Raw genomic sequence first — 17,692 nt, forward strand, 5'->3', positions numbered from 1 at the left:
AAACTTATTTAAGAAAATCTTTTGTATATATATACTTGTCGTTAAGAAGTATTAAGAAATCCTTATTAAAGAATATTGCAATAGCTTGATTTAATTGCTAACGTGTGTATGACAGCGATGCTGATGAACGCTCGGATCTAGGAGAAATAAAATCTATGAGCTATACCCATTCAGCCAAGTGTGTTCGGCTTTGACGGGTTCAAAACGAGAAGTTTCTGCCTCATATAGACAACTATGAGGGATTGCAGATTAACCAAGAAATGTCTCATTGCTAAAGGCTTAGTTTCAGTTTGATTTCAATTGCGATTGATTATTTGTCTTACTTTGTTCCGACAAGTGAGTAGCTCTTGCTTGTGGGTATCGGCAATAACGAGGAGTTTGGTAAGACTTAAATTTTGGAGAATAAAACTAATGGAGATTCAAGGTAAAGTTGCCCTAATTACAGGGGCTTCGCGTGGAATTGGACGAGCGATCGCCATCGAATTAGCGCAACAAGGCATCAAGCGGATGATATTAGTAGCACGCGATCGCCGCAAGTTATTGGAGGTAGCCAACGAAATCGAGGCTATGGGTACAGAAGCTGCGATCGTGGCTTTAGATTTGACGCAGACAATAGAAGTAAATATCGCTGTTGCTCAACTATGGCGTAATTACGGACAGATTCATCTGCTGGTTAATTGTGCGGGAGTCGCATACCAAAGCTCATTTCTGCAATCTAAAATGCCTCAAGTTCAAGAAGAACTCTCGGTGAACTTGTTAGGAATGTATAACCTCACCAGTCTAATAGCTCGACGCATGGCCAGCCAAAGACAAGGGACAATTGTCAATGTATCAAGCCTGATGGGGAAAGTTGCAGCACCAACGATGGCGACATACTCAGCAACCAAGTTTGCCATCTTAGGATTTACCCAAGCCTTGCGCCAAGAATTAGCCGAACATAATATTCGCGTCATTGCATTATTGCCTTCCTTGACAGACACAGACATGGTGCGCGACTTAAAATTATTTCGCTGGGTAATCCCTATGACTCCCCAGCAAGTAGCTAAAGCACTCGTCACCGGGATGCAAAATGATTCATCAGAAATTTTAGTCGGATGGCAAAGTCATTTAGCCGTGTTGTGTCAACGCCTCGCCCCTTGGTTGTTAGAGCTAATTTTACGAATAGCTACACCGCCAGCACCAAGCAGACAACGGCTGATTGAAAAACTTATCCCCTCGCGTAGCGTCTCGTAGAGAAGGGGAGACACCGAGGGCGATCGCTGACTCAACACTCCTGAACAAACTTGTCCGAAATCTTCAGTTGTTTGGCTTTACCCTTATGCAACAAAGTAAGGCTCACAGTGCCAAGAAATGTTAATAAGCTGAAAGTAGAAGTAGATTCAGGAACAGATTTAGGATTCTCAATTTTGATAACTTGTCCGAGTCCAGGGCGATCGCCTCGGTTTGTCACGTAAATAGCACCATCAGCACCAATAGTCAAAGCAGTCGGAGATTCTAATCCATTACCACTCAGAATAGTTGTGCGAGTCCCATCAGGAGCTATTTTAATTACCGAACCATCTAGATTACCTTTCCAGAGGGACTGATTGGCGTACTGTAAAGCATATAAATTACCCTCACTATCAAAATCTAAGTCAGTAAGTTGAGTAAAGCCATCAGTATAAACTGTTGGTTGGCCATTAGCACCAACTCGATAGATTTTTGCTTCACCTTCTGGAAAAGGAAAACCAGTTAATTGGCTAATATAATAAGCGCCATCTGGGCCTTTAGCGACATTTGTGGGTACTGCTTGGATTTCAAATGGTGATGACGATGGGCCAGTGGGGAAAATTGGATTAGTTAATGTCTGTCTGGGAATTGTGGCGATCGCCTTTAAATTACTGCCATCAGTACCTACGCTAAGTAACTCATTAGCACCAGTATCAACTGTAATAATATTATTTCCATCTACAAGAAGAGAAAAAGGATTGCTAATTAGATCGCCTTGATCTGGATTATTTGCAAGTTCATAATTAGCTAAATCAGCAACACTAGTCCACGAATTTGTATTGAAATTAGCAGTGATAATTTTTCCTAAGTCAGTGTTACCTAATGCGGCGCGAAATGTGGGGTTTGAACCATATCCAATTGCAATATAAGGCTTGCCAGTAGCATCAAATTTGATATCTTGAGGCCCAGAAGTATCAGTACCATCTGGTAATGCTAAAGAAGGAAGTCCTGTAAGTATACGTTCTTGCGTACCATTTCCAATTTTTGTCACTGCACCAGTTGTGCCATAACATAAAGATTGGTTTGCAACGCTCGGTGAAGGAACACAAGCTCCACTGCCGCCTGTTCCTGCTTCGGTGACATAGAGATTCCCGTCATTACCAAAAGTTAAACCTCGTGGATTATTAAGACCATCGGCAATTACCGAAAATGATGCTGCCTCTGCTGCTTTCATTCCCGAAAAAGCAGCAACACAAACACTCAAAAATGTAATTCCAAATCGTTTTAGTTTCATGACACTCCTCCTAAAATTAAATTTGCGTAAAGCATAGAATGGAAAATTTTATTTTGAGAAATAATAATATTTAATGTTTATAGTTTCTGAGGATTTTACAGCTTATTTAAAAGAGGGAAACAGATTCAAGCCCAGAAAGCCAGATAAAATCTGAATTTCTGAATTTTGAGTTGTATCATACCATTTTCAAAAATCTTTGCAACATCATGAATCGGCTATAGGGCGTACAGATGTACACTACTAGCAACAAAATTAAATAGAATTACTGTATATTTTTTAATGCTTTTTATACAAGTGTGAGATCCAAACTGTTGAACTACACAGATATTGCGGGACTACAAGACGATCGCAGTTTGCATCAATAGATAAAGTTGTAGATCAGAAATTGCTGGGCGATCGCATAATTAGACATACCTTGTTTCGGAGCAATCAGAAATGCTTTCCTTCCCTACAACCCTGACTCCTTTGCCCGAAATCATTGATGGCTTACCGAATATTTCTGGTTGGGAAACAGAGGTTCTCTCTGTGGTTAACCAAGATCGACCAGTATTTTTACCAACAACGAATATCCGCTTAGAAGACGTAAATGCTGTATTTGCGATCGCTTTGCACATGCACCAGCCAACTATACCTGCTGGAAATGACGGTACACTCATCAGCAATCTGCAATATATGTTTGAACATCCCCATGAAGGGGATAACCACAACGCAGATCCTTTTGCCTATTGTTACAGCCGCATGGGTGACTTGATCCCCGAACTTGTAAGTCAAGGTTGCAATCCGCGTGTGATGTTGGATTACTCTGGTAATCTGCTGTGGGGACTGCGGCAAATGGGACGCGGTGATGTTCTGGATAATCTTAAACGGATTACTTGCGATCGCACCTACCAACCTTATGTAGAGTGGCTGGGTACAATGTGGGGTCATGCAGTTATTCCTTCCACACCCATAGCAGATATTAAATTACATATCGTTGCATGGCAACATCACTTTGCAGCAATTTTTGGTTGGGAAGCACTAGCGCGAGTCAAAGGATTTTCGCCCCCAGAAATGCACCTACCAAATCACCCTGATGCTCTCTTTGAATTTGTGAAAGCGCTGAAAGAATGTGGATATCGCTGGCTACTCGTTCAAGAACATTCTGTAGAAACTCTTACTGGTCAATCTCTAACTTATAAACATTTACCACATCGTCTAATTGCCCGTAATTCTCAAGGCGAAACAATTAGCATCACAGCCTTAATTAAAACCCAAGGTTCCGATACTAAATTAGTTGCTCAAATGCAGCCTTATTATGAAGCGAAGACATTATCCAAACAACAAATTGGTAGTGTATTTGTGCCACCAATAGTTAGCCAAATTGGCGATGGTGAAAATGGCGGCGTGATGATGAATGAATTTCCAAGCGCTTTTAAACAAGCTTGGTGGGATATGGTAAATAATGGGGGAGGAAAATCAGGTGTTGTTGGTGTGTGTGGTACAGAATATTTAGAATTAATCGAAGCAGCCGGATGCAAACCTGAAGATTATCCAACTTGTCAGCCAGTGGGACAACATCAGATTTGGGAGCGAGTTTCACCAGATAATACTCAACCGCAAGCTGTAGAGAATGCCATTCAAGAATTGAAGCAAACAAACTCTAATTTTCATCTAGATGGAGCCTCGTGGACAAATCATATCAGTTGGGTAAAAGGATATGAAAATGTGTTGTCTCCCATGTATCAATTAAGCAGTTTATTTCATCAAAAATTTGATCCATTACAACAAGTTGACTCAGCAGAACCTGTAACCAGACAATCTCATTATCGTAATGTTCTTTTACATAATCTGTTGTTGCAAACCAGTTGTTTTCGTTATTGGGGACAAGGCGCTTGGACTGATCACGCACGCGAAATTTACCAACGTGGCGAAAATTTATTGCAGATTAATTGAATTGGAGGCTGGAACGCATATCGATTCTTAAGACTTGATCCTCCTTAAAAATTAGAGAATTAAACCCCCTTTTTTAAGGCAGTTGTGTCATTAATACATTGCATATTACAGTAAATGAAGTACACCCTTCTCCTGTTAAAAGGTTACGGTGAATTACCCCCCTTAATCCCCCCTTGTAAAGGGGGGAAATAGCAAATCTAATTCCCTCCCCTTAGAAAGGGGAGGGTTAGGGTGGGGTATTTTTGTACCTCATCAAGTCGTAATCTGCTGTAGTTTATAAGTATGCAGTAAAATGAAAAATCTTTATGAAATTTTAGAAATGATTAAACGTTGTTCTCAATTGTTACCAAGGTATAACGCGTCTTTCACTCCTGAATTCTGAATTCAGGATTCTGAATCCTGTTGCATCTTATTACACCAAAGGCAACAATATTTCAAATTTTGTACCTATATCAATCTGTGAATGAAAATTCAATTTCCCGCCATGTCTCACAGTAATAATTCGATAACTTACTGCTAAACCAGTATTTTTACCATTCTTTGTTTCCAGAGAAAAAGACTCCATAATTTGCTGTTGTAATTCTTCAGACATTCCAGAGCCATTGTCAGCAATGCGAATTAAAACCCAGCGAGAATCTGGTGCATCTGGGTTGCTTGCTTCTTGTGATATAACTTCTGTGGTAATCTCAATTCGCGGTTTTTGAACAGTCTTTGTCTCTTCTAAATGTAACTGCTGTCGCACTCCTTCATTAAGTAAAGTATCCACAACTTCACTTAAAATATTCATCAAAACCTGGTTTAATTGCCCCATAAAGCAATACACTGGGGGTAATTGACCGTAGTATTTGACGATTTCGATTTCTCCTTGAAGACGGCTATTAATTAGTAAAATAATGCTATCTATACAGGCGTGTAAATCTACTGGCTTGGGAAAAAGTTCATCAATATGACAGAAGTTTTGCAAGCTAGTAACTAGTTTTTTTAATCTTTCCGCTCCCGTCCGAATACTAGCAAGCGATCGCGACAAATCTTGTTCTAAAAAATCAAATTCAATCTCTTCTTTAATTTGATTAATTGCCGGAGAAACTGATGGTAACTCTCGATCGTAAGCTTCTATGAGTTTGAGTAAATCTTGACTGTAGTTTGAAACATAAATTATGTTACCCCAAATAAAACCCACTGGGTCTAAAACTTCGTGCGCTACCCCATCTACTAAACGCCCCAAGTTTGCCATTTTATCATTTTGAATCATTTGGGCTTGACTGCGTTCATAGCGGATCAGATTGTCGATTCCCCGAATTTGCCAAGAAATAATATTCAATTCTTGGACATCTAACAATCTATAAGCACCAGATTCAGTTTCTACTACAATTGGTTCTGCTAATAATTCTGGCGATCGCTTTAAGCTCAGTTGCATCGTAGTTAAAATTGATGTTGTATCAGTAACAAGCAACATCGGTGTCCGCACATAGCTGTAGAGAACAGCTAATGGTTGCTGAACAAATAACTCTTGTCCGAATGGACGAATCAAAAATTCTAGTAGTCGCCGCCGCGAAATCATCCCAATAAACTGCCCCTGTTCTACCAAAATTACTCCTGGTAGCAGGGGGTATTTGTCCAAAAAACTAGCCACTTCCATCCCGGTGTGGCTAATTTCCACCGAGAAATTATACATTGGTAGTTCTTGGAGGGTTGAATCTAAACCAAGATCGCGATCGCTACCCTCAGACAAAAATGGCGGTGAAATTTGGTAACTAAATTCTTCTGGCACTAGACACCCTGATTTTTTCAAAGACAGGTAAAGAATAAGTTAATATTTTACATTCTGCCACCCTCAAAATCCGCTTTAGTTTAGGTATCTAATAAAACTAGTGGTACTGTCAATCTGAAAATATTTCTCAGGCGACTGGAAGTAATTGGCGTGCAATTTATAATCTGGGTGGAGAATATTGAGAAAGCGATCTCTACGACGGTCACTGAGCCTGCCCTGAGCGTAGCCGAAGGGCGCAGCCGAAGTGCGGGCTACGCCTACGCAAGCTAAACTAAAAATAACCTTTACCAAGAGTGCAAAGGTAGCGTTATGACCTCTATAACCAATCCACCCAACGCCCTTACTCCTTTCCCCTTCCCGGATCATACTCAACTTCCTGAGTCCAATGGTACGTTCGTGAAAAATTGGCAAGAACATCCCCAAAGCCTTCTACTAACTGACTCAATTACACCCATCCTCAAGCAATTAAATCCTGAAGGTGAATACTGTATAGGGCAGGACTTAGGCATTTACTGGCGCTTGACCGATCCCCCTGAAAAAGGCGCAGAAGCACCAGATTGGTTTTATGTACCGAATGTACCATTTTTGCTCAATGGGCAAACGCGACGTTCTTATGTGATGTGGCGAGAGTTTATTGCCCCGTTGATTGTCTTAGAATTTGTCTCCGGGGACGGTAGTGAAGAACGGGATAAAACTCCTTTGAAGGGTAAATTTTGGATTTATGAGCAGGTAATTCGTCCTGCCTTCTACGGCATTTATGAAGCGAGTAAAGCCAGCCTAGAAGTTTATCATCTAATTGAAGGACAGTATCAAGTTTTACCAGCAAATGAACGAGGACATTATCCTATAGTTGCTTTGGGTGTTGAATTAGGTTTATGGCAGGGAAAATATCAGAATGTGGAATTACCCTGGTTGCGTTGGTGGGATTTACAAGGTAATTTGTTGTTGAATGGCGATGAAAGAGCCGAACAGGAATCCCAAAGAGCTGAACAGGAATCTCAAAGAGCTGAACAGGAACGTCAAAGAGCCGATCGCCTAGCTGCACAATTGCGATCGCTCGGCGTTGAACCAGAAACCTGATATCTTGCTACGAATTACGAATTACGAATTACGAATTAAAAAAGGGCTGGTGTAAAAGAGTCATCTGTGGCTTAATTTGTTTAGACACAAATTTTACTGCTAGCAGGGTAATCACGATGACAAATAGACCTCCTTCCGAACCGGAGTCATCCCCAAAAACTGCCCTTGGCTTTGATGAATTTATAGCCATTTTGGTTGCCTTCACCACTATCGGAGCGATTCTTTTTTGGTCATTGTCCCGCAGAGATTCTAGTTGGAACTTAAACGGGCTGCTGTTGCCTTCCTCCACTCCGTCTCCTAGTGTTCGACCAAATCCAGTATTGCCCTCTCCTACTGCCAAGGTAGAACCTTATACAGTCCCCAACAACGTTTTGCCCTATTCTTCACCTGAAGTTGTTGTTGAACCCACGACACCTTCATTCCCAACTAACAGCGCAACTCCTTACCGCGCAATGTTACCATCTATTTTGGTAATCCCAACTCAATCCCCACAACCACAAACACCTGTATCTCCTGCAACAGAACTTGAGTCATCACTCAAATCATCAGCGTTGCCTTTAGTAACTCCGGCAAAACCAAAATCAATCATTCCGCCGCCAATTGCATTTAACGATGTGCCAGATAACTTTTGGGGTAGGCGTTTTATAGACGTTCTTTCTGCCCGTGGGATTCTCAAAGGGTTTCCTGATTATTCTTTTAGACCAAATCAGCCTGTAAACCGCGCCGAATTTGCTGCCATACTAGAAAAAGCTTTTGACCAAGAACCGTCTAAGACTGCGATCGCATTTCAAGATGTACCAACAAAATTTTGGGCAACTTCAGCAATTGACCAAGCTATCAGTGCGGGATTTCTCAAGGGCTACCCGAAAAAAACCTTCAAACCACAACAAAATATTTCACGAGTGCAAGTTTTAGTTGCCCTTGTCAGTGGGTTGAATTTGAAAGCACCCACTTCCCCAAATCAGATTATCAGTTTCTATAAAGATGCTAAAGATATTCCATCTTATGCTGTAGGCAAAATTGCTGCTGCTACAACCAATGGTCTGGTAGTTAACTATCCAAATCCCCAAGTCCTCGATCCCAACAAAGTAGCTAGTCGCGCGGAAGTGGCGGCGATGATTCATCAAGCTTTAGTCAAACGGGGCAAACTGGCAGCAATTACATCTCCTAATATAGTGCGTAGGGCTAGCCCGTCGCAGGTATCGCCTCAAATATCTCCAGAACTTCCACAGACTCCAAAACCGAACCCAAAAGTTAAATTGCCCACCGGAGGTTCGCCTCAACAATAATTACTAATTCGTAATTAAACCAAGGATCGCAGGAAGCGACTGCTACGGGTGCTAGCGTTATAGGTGTAGTCTTGATATTACAAATTGTTAAAGATTTTATCAGGGACTTTGAGAGAAGACTGGACACCGACTTCCGGCGTCCAGTCTTCGGGAATTTGGAATTAGAGCGTACTTCTACAAAGAGCAAGCTACGCGTAGTGTCTCATAGAGAAGCGATAAGATATTAAGCTTCTGGAATTTGTTTGCCGACAACTTGTGATTTAAGAGTGGTGATTTCACTAGTTAACTCTTTCCTGGTTGAGGCTTTGAGTAAATAGCGGTAAACAAACCATGCAGAGTAACCAATACCGATCAACTCAAAAGTAGGTGCTACCAAGGGGATATCATTCAAAGCATCTAATATTGCCAAGAGTACTTTAACTGCAACAATCGATCCTACAATTAAACCAACTGTTACCAGGGGTTGCTTATATTGATTAAAGAAGCTTCCCACATAATCTGGTAATGTTGCTAAAAAGGTAGAAATTTGCTCTCCGTATTTTACCCATTCGTCTTGAGGCTGTGCCGGAGGCTGGAGTTTGGTGATGGTTCCGGTTTGGTTGTTGATCTCTGCCACTGTAGTCTCTTTAGATGCGTTTTCGGTAAATTCTTGTTCTGGCATTTTCACTCCTATTAATTTGACAGTTGAGTTTTTCTAATCTGGATAATTACAACCAAAGGTTGTTGATCGGGTAATGTACTTGTGCATCAGTACAATGTTGGTGAAAGGCACAAAAAGATTTTAGTGTCCTATAACCATAGTTGCCCCGTACTATCTACTGCATCAACTACAAGGTAGACAGTCAGTAGGAGGATAGAACTCAGAAGGCAGCAGGATGTATTATAATCAACTTCCTGAGTTCTATTTTTGGAATCACCTGGAATCCTCAGGTTGTGATTATCCCATTCCGTGTCATTTGCTCATAATCGTACTAAATCTAAGTACAAATCATGCAAAAATCACTCCACTTCTCATTTATATAAGCCTAGAAGCCGATTTTATCCGATATTAAAGCTATCTTAAGCCGCGTTCGTCAATTCACGCATTCGTATTGATATTAATACGTAATGAAAATTTTTGTGCGTTCATATAGACTAGACTTTTAACCTCTTTTATGATACACGTGCCTGGAATGTGGGGAGACAAGGGGACAAGGGGGACAAGGTAACTAGAACTTACAACAAGTCTTTCCCCTTGCCTCCAATTCTCCTTGTCCTCTTCCCCATGCCCTATCCCCAACAAGTTTAAAACCTTTTGTTTTTTTCCTGATTGTATTAATTTTATAAGGAAGCAGTAAGGTAGAGTAGTGGCTTAGGCGATCGCAAGAACTCATTGCTTGCTATCAACCGCATATTGTGGAAAGTAGTGTGGTAATGAGAAAACGCTCTCAGACGGGTCTTTGGTGGAGGTAACTATATCATCGATCCTAAAAAAAGTGAGTTATCTTAAACTAGTAATTATACTTATTTATCTTGTTATAAAATTTACTTATATAATTTAAGGTTATACTAATTATCTAGCAAGCAATGATTTGCTCTTGCGATAAAAGAAGATAATGTAGATGTTAATGACTAATTAAGGTATTTTGACAATCTAGACTAATTTGATTATTTTTACGGGAAGGCAAGGAGATTTGAGAAATGCCAACTCCAACTCAAAAGCCAACCCCTATCTACAGCAGTTCAGAAAGCAAAAAAGTGTCAGCCGAAGAGCCATCGACAGACGAACTCCCAACTATAGAATTTCCTTCACGAGGGAAACTCAAAGCTAGTTCTTGGCGTATCCATCAAAAAATTGGCTATGGCTACTTTGTAGCTATTGGAATTGGCTTTTTTGGCTCACTGACTGGGCTAGTGATTGCTAATTACTACCGGGGAAGGGAAGTTAGACAATTTAATCAAGCTTATGAACAAGGGCAACTACTGAGTAATTATAAAGATGCAGTAGTAGGGGCACAATTACATAGTTCTAACCTAGTTGCTGTATTGGATAATTCACAACAACTGCAAAGCAAAAAAGCTGATTTTCTGAAAAACGTTGAAAAAGCCAAGCAACTAGAGTCAAAAATTGGCGGATTTATTGATAGTAAACCTAAAAGATTAGCAGCAACAAGTTCGACTTTACAGACATTATTGCTGGATTACAAGAATAATTTAAAAGCCTACGTTGACCAAATAGAAGCCGTATTACAGAAAATTGATTCCCAAAAAGTGCAGCCTCAGCAGATTTCCTCTGCCCGATCGCAGTTATTAACAATTATGCGTGGTGAAACGGCGATGCGGCTAGACCAGCTTTCTCAAAACTTGACTAACATCCTGCAAACTGCTGAAGATCAGGAGCAAGAAAGGCAAAGAGCCGTTGAGCAGGCGAGAATAGTTGAACGATTCATCGTGATTGCGAGTATGCTGGTTTCGGTAGCGATCGCAGCCATTGTAGCTTGGCGTACCAGTCGAGCGATCGCTGAACCAGTTATCACTGTAACTCAAGTAGCTGAACAAGTTGCAAGGAAACATAATTTTGATTTGCGAGCGCCCGTCACCACTGAAGATGAAATTGGCCTACTCGCCAAATCTCTAAATCGTCTGATTGAGCGCGTATCTGAGCGAACAAAAGAACTACAACAAGCTAAAGAATTAGCTGAAGCCGCTAGCAAAGCAAAAAGTGTATTTTTGGCAAATGTCAGCCACGAATTACGCACACCGTTAAATGCTGTCATTGGTTTAAGCCAACTACTAGAAGACGACGCTACCGATCTTGGTTTATCGCCAGATTTTATCACCGACTTAGAAACAATTAACGCTGCTGGTAAACATCTACTGCACTTGATTAACGAAATCCTCGACTTGTCAAAAATTGAAGCGGGGAAAATGACCCTGTATCCTGAGACATTCGAGATTGCGACGCTGATTCATAACGTTGTTCTCACAGTCAAACCAGCTATAGAAAAAAATGCCAATATTTTAGAAGTGGATTTTGATGAGCAACTTGGCACAATGTACGCCGATCAAACTAGGATGCGGCAGGTATTGTTAAACTTACTCAGCAACGCCAGTAAATTTACTACAAACGGTAAGATAACGCTGACAGTCAACATGGAAAAGGATGAATTCCGACCGGAGGCTCCTTTGGGCAGCATTATTTTCACCGTTACCGACACAGGTATCGGTATGTCTAACCGTCAACAGCAGCAGTTATTTCAACCTTTTACCCAAGGTGATACTTCCACTACGAAAAAGTATGGAGGTACGGGACTGGGGTTGGCAATTAGCCGCCACTTTTGCCAGATGATGGGTGGTGAAATTATTGTCAAAAGTCAGCCAGGAATTGGTTCTACTTTCACTATTCGTCTGCCAATGACTGTGCAGGATTGAATGGGGCATTGGGCGTTAGGAGTGCTGAGTAATGAGTGCTGAGTTATGAGTTATGAGTTATTAGTAATTCTCCCTCTGCTTCTCTGCTCCCCTGCCCCTCTGCTCCCCTGCCCCCCTGCTCCCGTGAATTAAGTAATGATACTTACCCTGCCTGTATCCAAGTCGTAACGACCTCCAACAATTTTCAATTTGCCGGACTGCACCTGCTCACTTAAAAGCTTTGATTGCTTCAACCGTTCAATTTGATATTGCACATTTGCCACCACAGCGTTTTCAACTGCATCACCAGGCTGATCCTTGACCTTTTTTAGGGCTGGCTTAATTGCCTTAACAAAAGTACCAATATCACCGAGTAACGATTCGTTTTGTACAGCTGCGGTTACTGCGCCACAACGCTCATGACCCATCACCATCAGCAGTGGAGAACCTAATAAGACAACTGCATATTCAATACTACCGATCGCTTCATGTGTGGCAATATTTCCGGCAATCCGCACATCGAAAATGTCCCCAATGCCTTGATCGAAAACAATTTCTGCGGGTACTCGTGAATCCGCACAACTAAGAATAGTTGCAAATGGATGTTGAGCTTGAGCAACTTCGTGCAGCCGCAGCTCAGATTGATCGGGGTATTGGGGATGATGCTGAACAAATCGCTGATTTCCCTCAATCAGCTTTTGCAAAGCTGCATCGGGAGTGAGGGATTCAGCAGAAGTTGAGGGGATTTCGGCAGCTTTGGCCTGTTCTACCCGCCAGAGGAAATCGCTGGCAGTTATCGCCATTCCGAACGCCCCAGTGATTCCTAACTTCAAAAAGTCACGACGTTCTATGAAATGCTTCATTGATTTATAACTTTTTTACATTGACGCAACACATCTGACAGAGCGAATTTCCATCACATCGGAAACGTAGCAAGTACCTCCGAATTTATTAAGGACTGGTTTGATATTTTCTACAACCCGCTTGAGTTGTTCTGGCATACAAAATGCGAGGATGTAAACATTATCAAGCATGGTCATGTCTAAATCTTCTGTCGTTCCTCGTAATCCTTTACCAACAACATTTCGGATTACGGCATGGTTATGTACACCCGACTTGTCTAAATTATCTAAAATTTTGGCAAGCTCAAACGAGTTAGCGATAATTTCTATCTTTTTAACTACGTGCATATTATTACCTCCAAAATAGGTTAATTCCGTAGAGATATAACGGAATTCCCACAATAATATTGAACGGGAATGTCACTGCTAGAGCGGTTGAAACATACAAGCTGGGATTTGCTTCGGGAACAGTCATCCGCATAGCCGCAGGGACAGCGATGTAAGAAGCACTGGCACACAATACAGCGAACAACAGCGAATCTCCGCGAGGCATACCGATGAATTTGGCGATCGCTAACCCAATGCCTGCATTGAGTATTGGAATTAGTATGGCAAATAAAATCAGGAAAACTCCGGTTTTTTGCAAGTCTTTAATTCTTCTAGCAGCTACCAGTCCCATATCCAATAAAAAGAAGGTGAGAATGCCATAAAACAACCCTTGAGTAAAGGGTTCTAATACGTGCCAACCACGTTCTCCTGTCAAGACACCGATTAAGAGGCTACCAACTAGTAGAAAAACTGAACTATTAAGAAATGCTTCTTGCAAAACTTCCGACCAAGCAAATTCTCGCTTTTCATCGGCGGTAAATATACTTACCAAGATCAGACCAACAATGATCGCCGGAGATTCCATCAGGGCCAGAGCTGCTACCATGTAACCATCATACTGAATACCAAGCTCAGTGAGAAAAGCACCAGCAGTGATGAAAGTGACGGCACTGATAGAACCATAGGTTGCTGCGATCGCCGCAGCATCGTAAGTATCCAGTTTCAACTTCAGGATAAAAAAGGTGTAAATTGGAACAAAACAAGCCATCAACATTGCTGCTAGGAGTGTTAAAATTACCTCCTGATTCAGTCCGCTTTTGATTAGTTCTACCCCTCCTTTAAAACCAATAGCAAATAGCAAATACAACGAAAGAAGTTTGGGTACTGGTGGGGGAATTTCCAAATCAGACTTGACAAAAACAGCAGTCATGCCTAAAAAGAAAAACAGAATTGGCGGATTCAAAATGTTGGATACAATTAAGCTAAAATCCATATCCACCCCTCTTTATACTGGTAAAACCTGCAATTAAAGAAATTTTTCATCTTTAAAAATTTAACGGTTCAATGATGATGTATGGTGTATTGCTACCTAATTGTCAATTGGGTACTCAATGAGTGAATAGTCCGATTGGTGACTATACTCTCAGTTAGTTATGTACAGCGTTTTGCAAGCAAATAAACCACGGCCTAGTGAACATTGTCATGTCCCCATGAAAACCTTTAGGGGCAATTAATAAATTGCCCCTACTGTTGACAACACAACAAGTTAGAGCTTGTCTACTATCTTTTGATGTTTGATTCCCCGTGGCTGATTTTACGACACAACGCGCCGGAATAACTAGTGGCTAAGTTTTCTACGTAGAAAAGTTAACGTATTATCAGGGCAATTCATGAATTGCCACAACACAAACTTTGTCTAAATCCCAGAATTTTTTGATTTACAACAGTTTTGTAAATCCTGCTTGCTCAAAATGCCGGTTAGATGTAAAAGCTTGAGTAATTCCCTCCTGTGTCATCACTGCAAAGCTAATACAGTCAGACTGACAGCATAGCTTTTTCTTACTTCTACATAAATCATGATAGAGTACCATTCTGGTTAAGAAGATTGCCACACAATCTTTATTGACCAAGTTTCGTTAGGATGTTGTAACCTGGGCAATAGCAACTCTCTATTAGACTTCTTGGCATTTGTAGGGAAAAGGGTAAGGGGGAAAGGGAAAAGGAATAAAAAAACCTTTCCCCTTTGACCTTTCCCCTTTGACCGCAAGAGTGCAAAAGTAACTTTTGCAAGAGGTCTATTGATGTGACGCCAGGCGTAGGCGTAGCCCGCCCTTAGACATCGCTTTTTCACATCTATGACAACAACCATTGACTTTCTCAGTCACCTTAACCCTAGCCAACGTCAAGCTGTCGAACATTACTGCGGCCCGTTGTTAGTTGTTGCTGGCGCAGGTTCCGGTAAAACACGAGCGCTGACTTATCGCATTGCAAATCTGATTCTGAAACACCGTGTCGATCCAGAAAATATCCTGGCGGTTACTTTTACCAATAAAGCCGCGCGGGAGATGAAAGAACGGATTCAACGGCTGTTTGCTGAACAACTGGCCATGAAACAACACGGTCAGCGATTGGATTTGTTGACAGAATACCAACAAACGCAACTGCGATCGCAAGTTTACAAAAACACGATTAAAGATTTGTGGTGTGGCACTTTCCACAGTCTATTTTCGCGCATTCTCCGCTTTGATATTGAAAAGTACGTAGACGAAAAAGGACGCAAGTGGAATCGTAATTTCTCTATTTTTGATGAATCAGATGTTATCAGTCTGATCAAAGAAATCGTTAATAAAGAGCTAAATTTAGACGATAAGAAGTTTGATGCCCGCTCTGTCCGCTACGCTATTAGTAACGCTAAAAACCAAGGTTTATCACCCCAAGAATTTGAGCAAGACCAACCTAATTATCGGGGACGAGTAATTGCCCAAGTTTACAATTTATATCAAGATAAGTTAGCACAAAACAACGCTCTTGACTTTGACGATCTTATTCTTGTACCCACGAGATTATTTCAACAAAACGAGCAGGTATTGGGTTACTGGCATCGCAAGTTTCGTCATATCCTCGTAGATGAATATCAGGATACTAACCGCACTCAGTATCAACTGATTAATTTATTAGTTACTAATGGCGAAACCAAAAAGAGCGAATGGCAATGGGAAAATCGCTCAGTTTTTGTTGTCGGTGATGCAGACCAATCAATTTACAGCTTTCGGATGGCAGATTTCACCATCTTGCTGGGATTTCAGGAAGACTTTGGCGATGGTTTGGTAGATGATGACACCCGGACGATGGTTAAGCTAGAAGAAAACTATCGTTCTTGTGAAAACATTCTGCAAGCAGCTAATGAATTAATTGAAAATAACACCCAACGGATTGATAAAGTTCTGAAAGCAACGCGGGGGACGGGCGAACAGATTACTTGTCACAAAGCCGATGAAGAACTTGCAGAAGCGGCATTTGTTATTAATCAAATTAGCACTTTAGAACAGCAAAATCCAGAGTTAAACTGGGGTAGTTTTGCCATACTTTATCGGACGAATGCCCAATCTCGTCCCTTTGAAGAATTGTTGGTGAAATATCAAATTCCTTACACAGTTGTAGGGGGAATGAGATTTTACGATCGCAAAGAAATTAAAGATGTCGTCGCTTATTTAAGAGCGATAAATAACCCAGCTGATACAGTCAGTTTATTACGAGTGATTAATACTCCCCGGCGGGGAATTGGCAAAACCACTATTGATGCTTTGATAAACGCATCTCAGCAATTAGGGACGACTTTGTGGGAAATACTCAGCGACGAAACATCAGTTAATACATTAGCTGGACGAGCGACAAAAGCTGTAAATAACTTTGCCGCAATGATTAGCCGTTGGCAAGGACAAGTCGCCACGCTTCCGGTGACTGAGGTTTTGCAAGGAATATTAGAAGATTCTGGTTACGTTCAAGACTTGATGAATCAAGGCACAGATGAAGCCACAGATCGGGTACAAAACGTTCAGGAACTTTACAACGCCGCATTGCAATTTCAAGAAGAAAACGAAGAGATTTCCCTACGAGATTTTTTAAGTAGTGCTGCCCTCAGTTCGGATTTGGATAATTTAAAAGAAGGGCAAACAGCCGTTTCTTTGATGACTTTGCACGCTTCCAAAGGTTTGGAATTTCCCGTAGTATTTTTGGTGGGATTAGAACAGGGACTATTTCCAGGCTACCGTTCCTTAAGCGATCCTGCATCTTTGGAAGAAGAACGCCGCTTGTGTTATGTGGGGATTACTCGCGCTCAAGAAAGGTTGTATTTATCACACGCGCGGGAACGCCGTTTGTATGGTTCTCGTGAACCTGCTGTGCGATCGCAATTTCTCGACGAATTGCCAGAAGAGTTATTATCTACCAAACGCGTAAGCCGTCAAAGTTATACCAAAAGTGCCTCTACTTCTAATGGTAAACAAGACACATCACAGAATTGGCAAGTAGGAGATAGAGTATTACACAAAACCTTTGGTCTTGGCGAAATCACCCATGTTTTTGGAACGGGTAATAAGATGTCTGTAGCAATTAAATTTGCCAGTTTGGGACAAAAAATTGTTGACCCAAGAGTAGCACAATTGCAAAAAGTTTGAAAAAAAGCCACAAGCATATAACCCCGATTTTCCAAGAAGTCGGGGTTCTTGTTTTTCATGTTTTAATTTCTTCAAAGTGTTCAACAGTGGGAAATGGTTCATAAAAATGATGCAGAAGTTTTTTCCACTCTTGATACTCAGCAGAACTTCTAAATCCTACAGTATGAGATTCTAAAGTTTCCCATCTGACAAGTAATAAATATTTACCTTGGACTTCTATACATTTTTGCAATTCATGGGATAAATATCCGTCCATTGAGGAAATAATTTTAGAAGCTTTTTTAAAAGTCAATACGGTTCAGTTAAGGCTGAAAGTCGTGTAAATTAAGCATTGTCCAAGAATGAAAATGAGCGTGTGGTGCATCTCAAAGATTTCTTAT

The 17,692-nt window shown here is 41.1% G+C and carries 13 protein-coding genes; 6 read left to right on the forward strand and 7 right to left on the reverse strand.

Features of this window, described 5'->3' with window-relative positions; translation table 11 throughout:
- Positions 1 to 411 precede the first annotated feature (411 nt).
- On the forward strand, positions 412 to 1,233 hold the full coding sequence (locus V7K45_RS32805; protein WP_335010166.1) for an SDR family NAD(P)-dependent oxidoreductase: 822 nt from the start codon (positions 412 to 414) through the stop codon (positions 1,231 to 1,233).
- Between the two features lie 31 nt (positions 1,234 to 1,264).
- Here the strand turns inward: V7K45_RS32805 and V7K45_RS32810 are convergent, their stop codons facing one another.
- Entirely contained in the window at positions 1,265 to 2,503 is a 1,239-nt protein-coding gene (locus tag V7K45_RS32810; RefSeq protein WP_335010168.1) for a ScyD/ScyE family protein, read from the reverse strand.
- Between the two features lie 435 nt (positions 2,504 to 2,938).
- On the opposite strand from V7K45_RS32810, the gene V7K45_RS32815 reads away from it, so the two are divergent.
- Positions 2,939 to 4,435, forward strand: coding sequence for a glycosyl hydrolase family 57 (locus V7K45_RS32815; protein WP_335010170.1), 1,497 nt, complete (start codon positions 2,939 to 2,941; stop codon positions 4,433 to 4,435).
- 412 nt (positions 4,436 to 4,847) lie between these two features.
- Here the strand turns inward: V7K45_RS32815 and V7K45_RS32820 are convergent, their stop codons facing one another.
- Positions 4,848 to 6,206, reverse strand: coding sequence for a sensor histidine kinase (locus V7K45_RS32820; RefSeq protein WP_335010172.1), 1,359 nt, complete (start codon positions 6,204 to 6,206; stop codon positions 4,848 to 4,850).
- Positions 6,207 to 6,515: 309 nt separating this feature from the next.
- Here V7K45_RS32820 and V7K45_RS32825 point away from each other — a divergent pair, with 309 nt between their 5' ends.
- Together V7K45_RS32825 and V7K45_RS32830 are read left to right on the forward strand one after the other, a co-directional pair.
- Positions 6,516 to 7,286, forward strand: coding sequence for a Uma2 family endonuclease (locus V7K45_RS32825; protein ID WP_335010174.1), 771 nt, complete (start codon positions 6,516 to 6,518; stop codon positions 7,284 to 7,286).
- 116 nt (positions 7,287 to 7,402) lie between these two features.
- A complete protein-coding gene (locus V7K45_RS32830; RefSeq protein WP_335010176.1) occupies positions 7,403 to 8,575 on the forward strand; it encodes an S-layer homology domain-containing protein in 1,173 nt (390 codons plus the stop codon).
- A gap of 223 nt (positions 8,576 to 8,798) precedes the next feature.
- On the opposite strand, the gene V7K45_RS32835 is transcribed toward V7K45_RS32830, so the two are convergent.
- Positions 8,799 to 9,236 carry a CAAD domain-containing protein gene (locus V7K45_RS32835; RefSeq protein WP_335010178.1) on the reverse strand — a complete coding sequence of 146 codons (438 nt, stop codon included), beginning with the start codon at positions 9,234 to 9,236 and terminating at the stop codon, positions 8,799 to 8,801.
- 1,019 nt (positions 9,237 to 10,255) lie between these two features.
- Between V7K45_RS32835 and V7K45_RS32840 the strand changes: the two genes are divergently transcribed.
- Positions 10,256 to 11,986, forward strand: a complete 1,731-nt coding sequence (locus V7K45_RS32840; RefSeq protein ID WP_335010180.1) for a sensor histidine kinase — start codon at positions 10,256 to 10,258, stop codon at positions 11,984 to 11,986.
- A gap of 128 nt (positions 11,987 to 12,114) precedes the next feature.
- Here the strand turns inward: V7K45_RS32840 and V7K45_RS32845 are convergent, their stop codons facing one another.
- Genes V7K45_RS32845 through V7K45_RS32855 form a run of 3 tightly spaced genes read right to left on the reverse strand, consistent with a single transcriptional unit; the run spans position 12,115 to position 14,128 of the window.
- Positions 12,115 to 12,828 (reverse strand): carbonic anhydrase, encoded by a 714-nt coding sequence (locus tag V7K45_RS32845; protein WP_335010182.1) that lies wholly within the window; start codon positions 12,826 to 12,828, stop codon positions 12,115 to 12,117.
- Positions 12,829 to 12,843: 15 nt separating this feature from the next.
- Positions 12,844 to 13,155, reverse strand: coding sequence for a P-II family nitrogen regulator (locus V7K45_RS32850; protein WP_322695628.1), 312 nt, complete (start codon positions 13,153 to 13,155; stop codon positions 12,844 to 12,846).
- Between the two features lie 4 nt (positions 13,156 to 13,159).
- Positions 13,160 to 14,128, reverse strand: coding sequence for a sodium-dependent bicarbonate transport family permease (locus V7K45_RS32855; RefSeq protein ID WP_335010184.1), 969 nt, complete (start codon positions 14,126 to 14,128; stop codon positions 13,160 to 13,162).
- An 862-nt stretch (positions 14,129 to 14,990) separates the two neighbouring features.
- Here V7K45_RS32855 and pcrA point away from each other — a divergent pair.
- Complete coding sequence (gene pcrA / locus V7K45_RS32860; RefSeq protein WP_335010186.1) at positions 14,991 to 17,312, forward strand: DNA helicase PcrA; 2,322 nt, start codon at positions 14,991 to 14,993, stop codon at positions 17,310 to 17,312.
- A gap of 55 nt (positions 17,313 to 17,367) precedes the next feature.
- Here pcrA and V7K45_RS32865 read toward each other — a convergent pair whose 3' ends face one another.
- Entirely contained in the window at positions 17,368 to 17,604 is a 237-nt protein-coding gene (locus V7K45_RS32865) for an antibiotic biosynthesis monooxygenase family protein (protein ID WP_335010188.1), read from the reverse strand.
- Positions 17,605 to 17,692: the final 88 nt, after the last annotated feature.

Source organism: Nostoc sp., assembly GCF_036917375.1.
In the GTDB taxonomy this organism is placed as follows: Bacteria; Cyanobacteriota; Cyanobacteriia; order Cyanobacteriales; family Nostocaceae; genus Nostoc.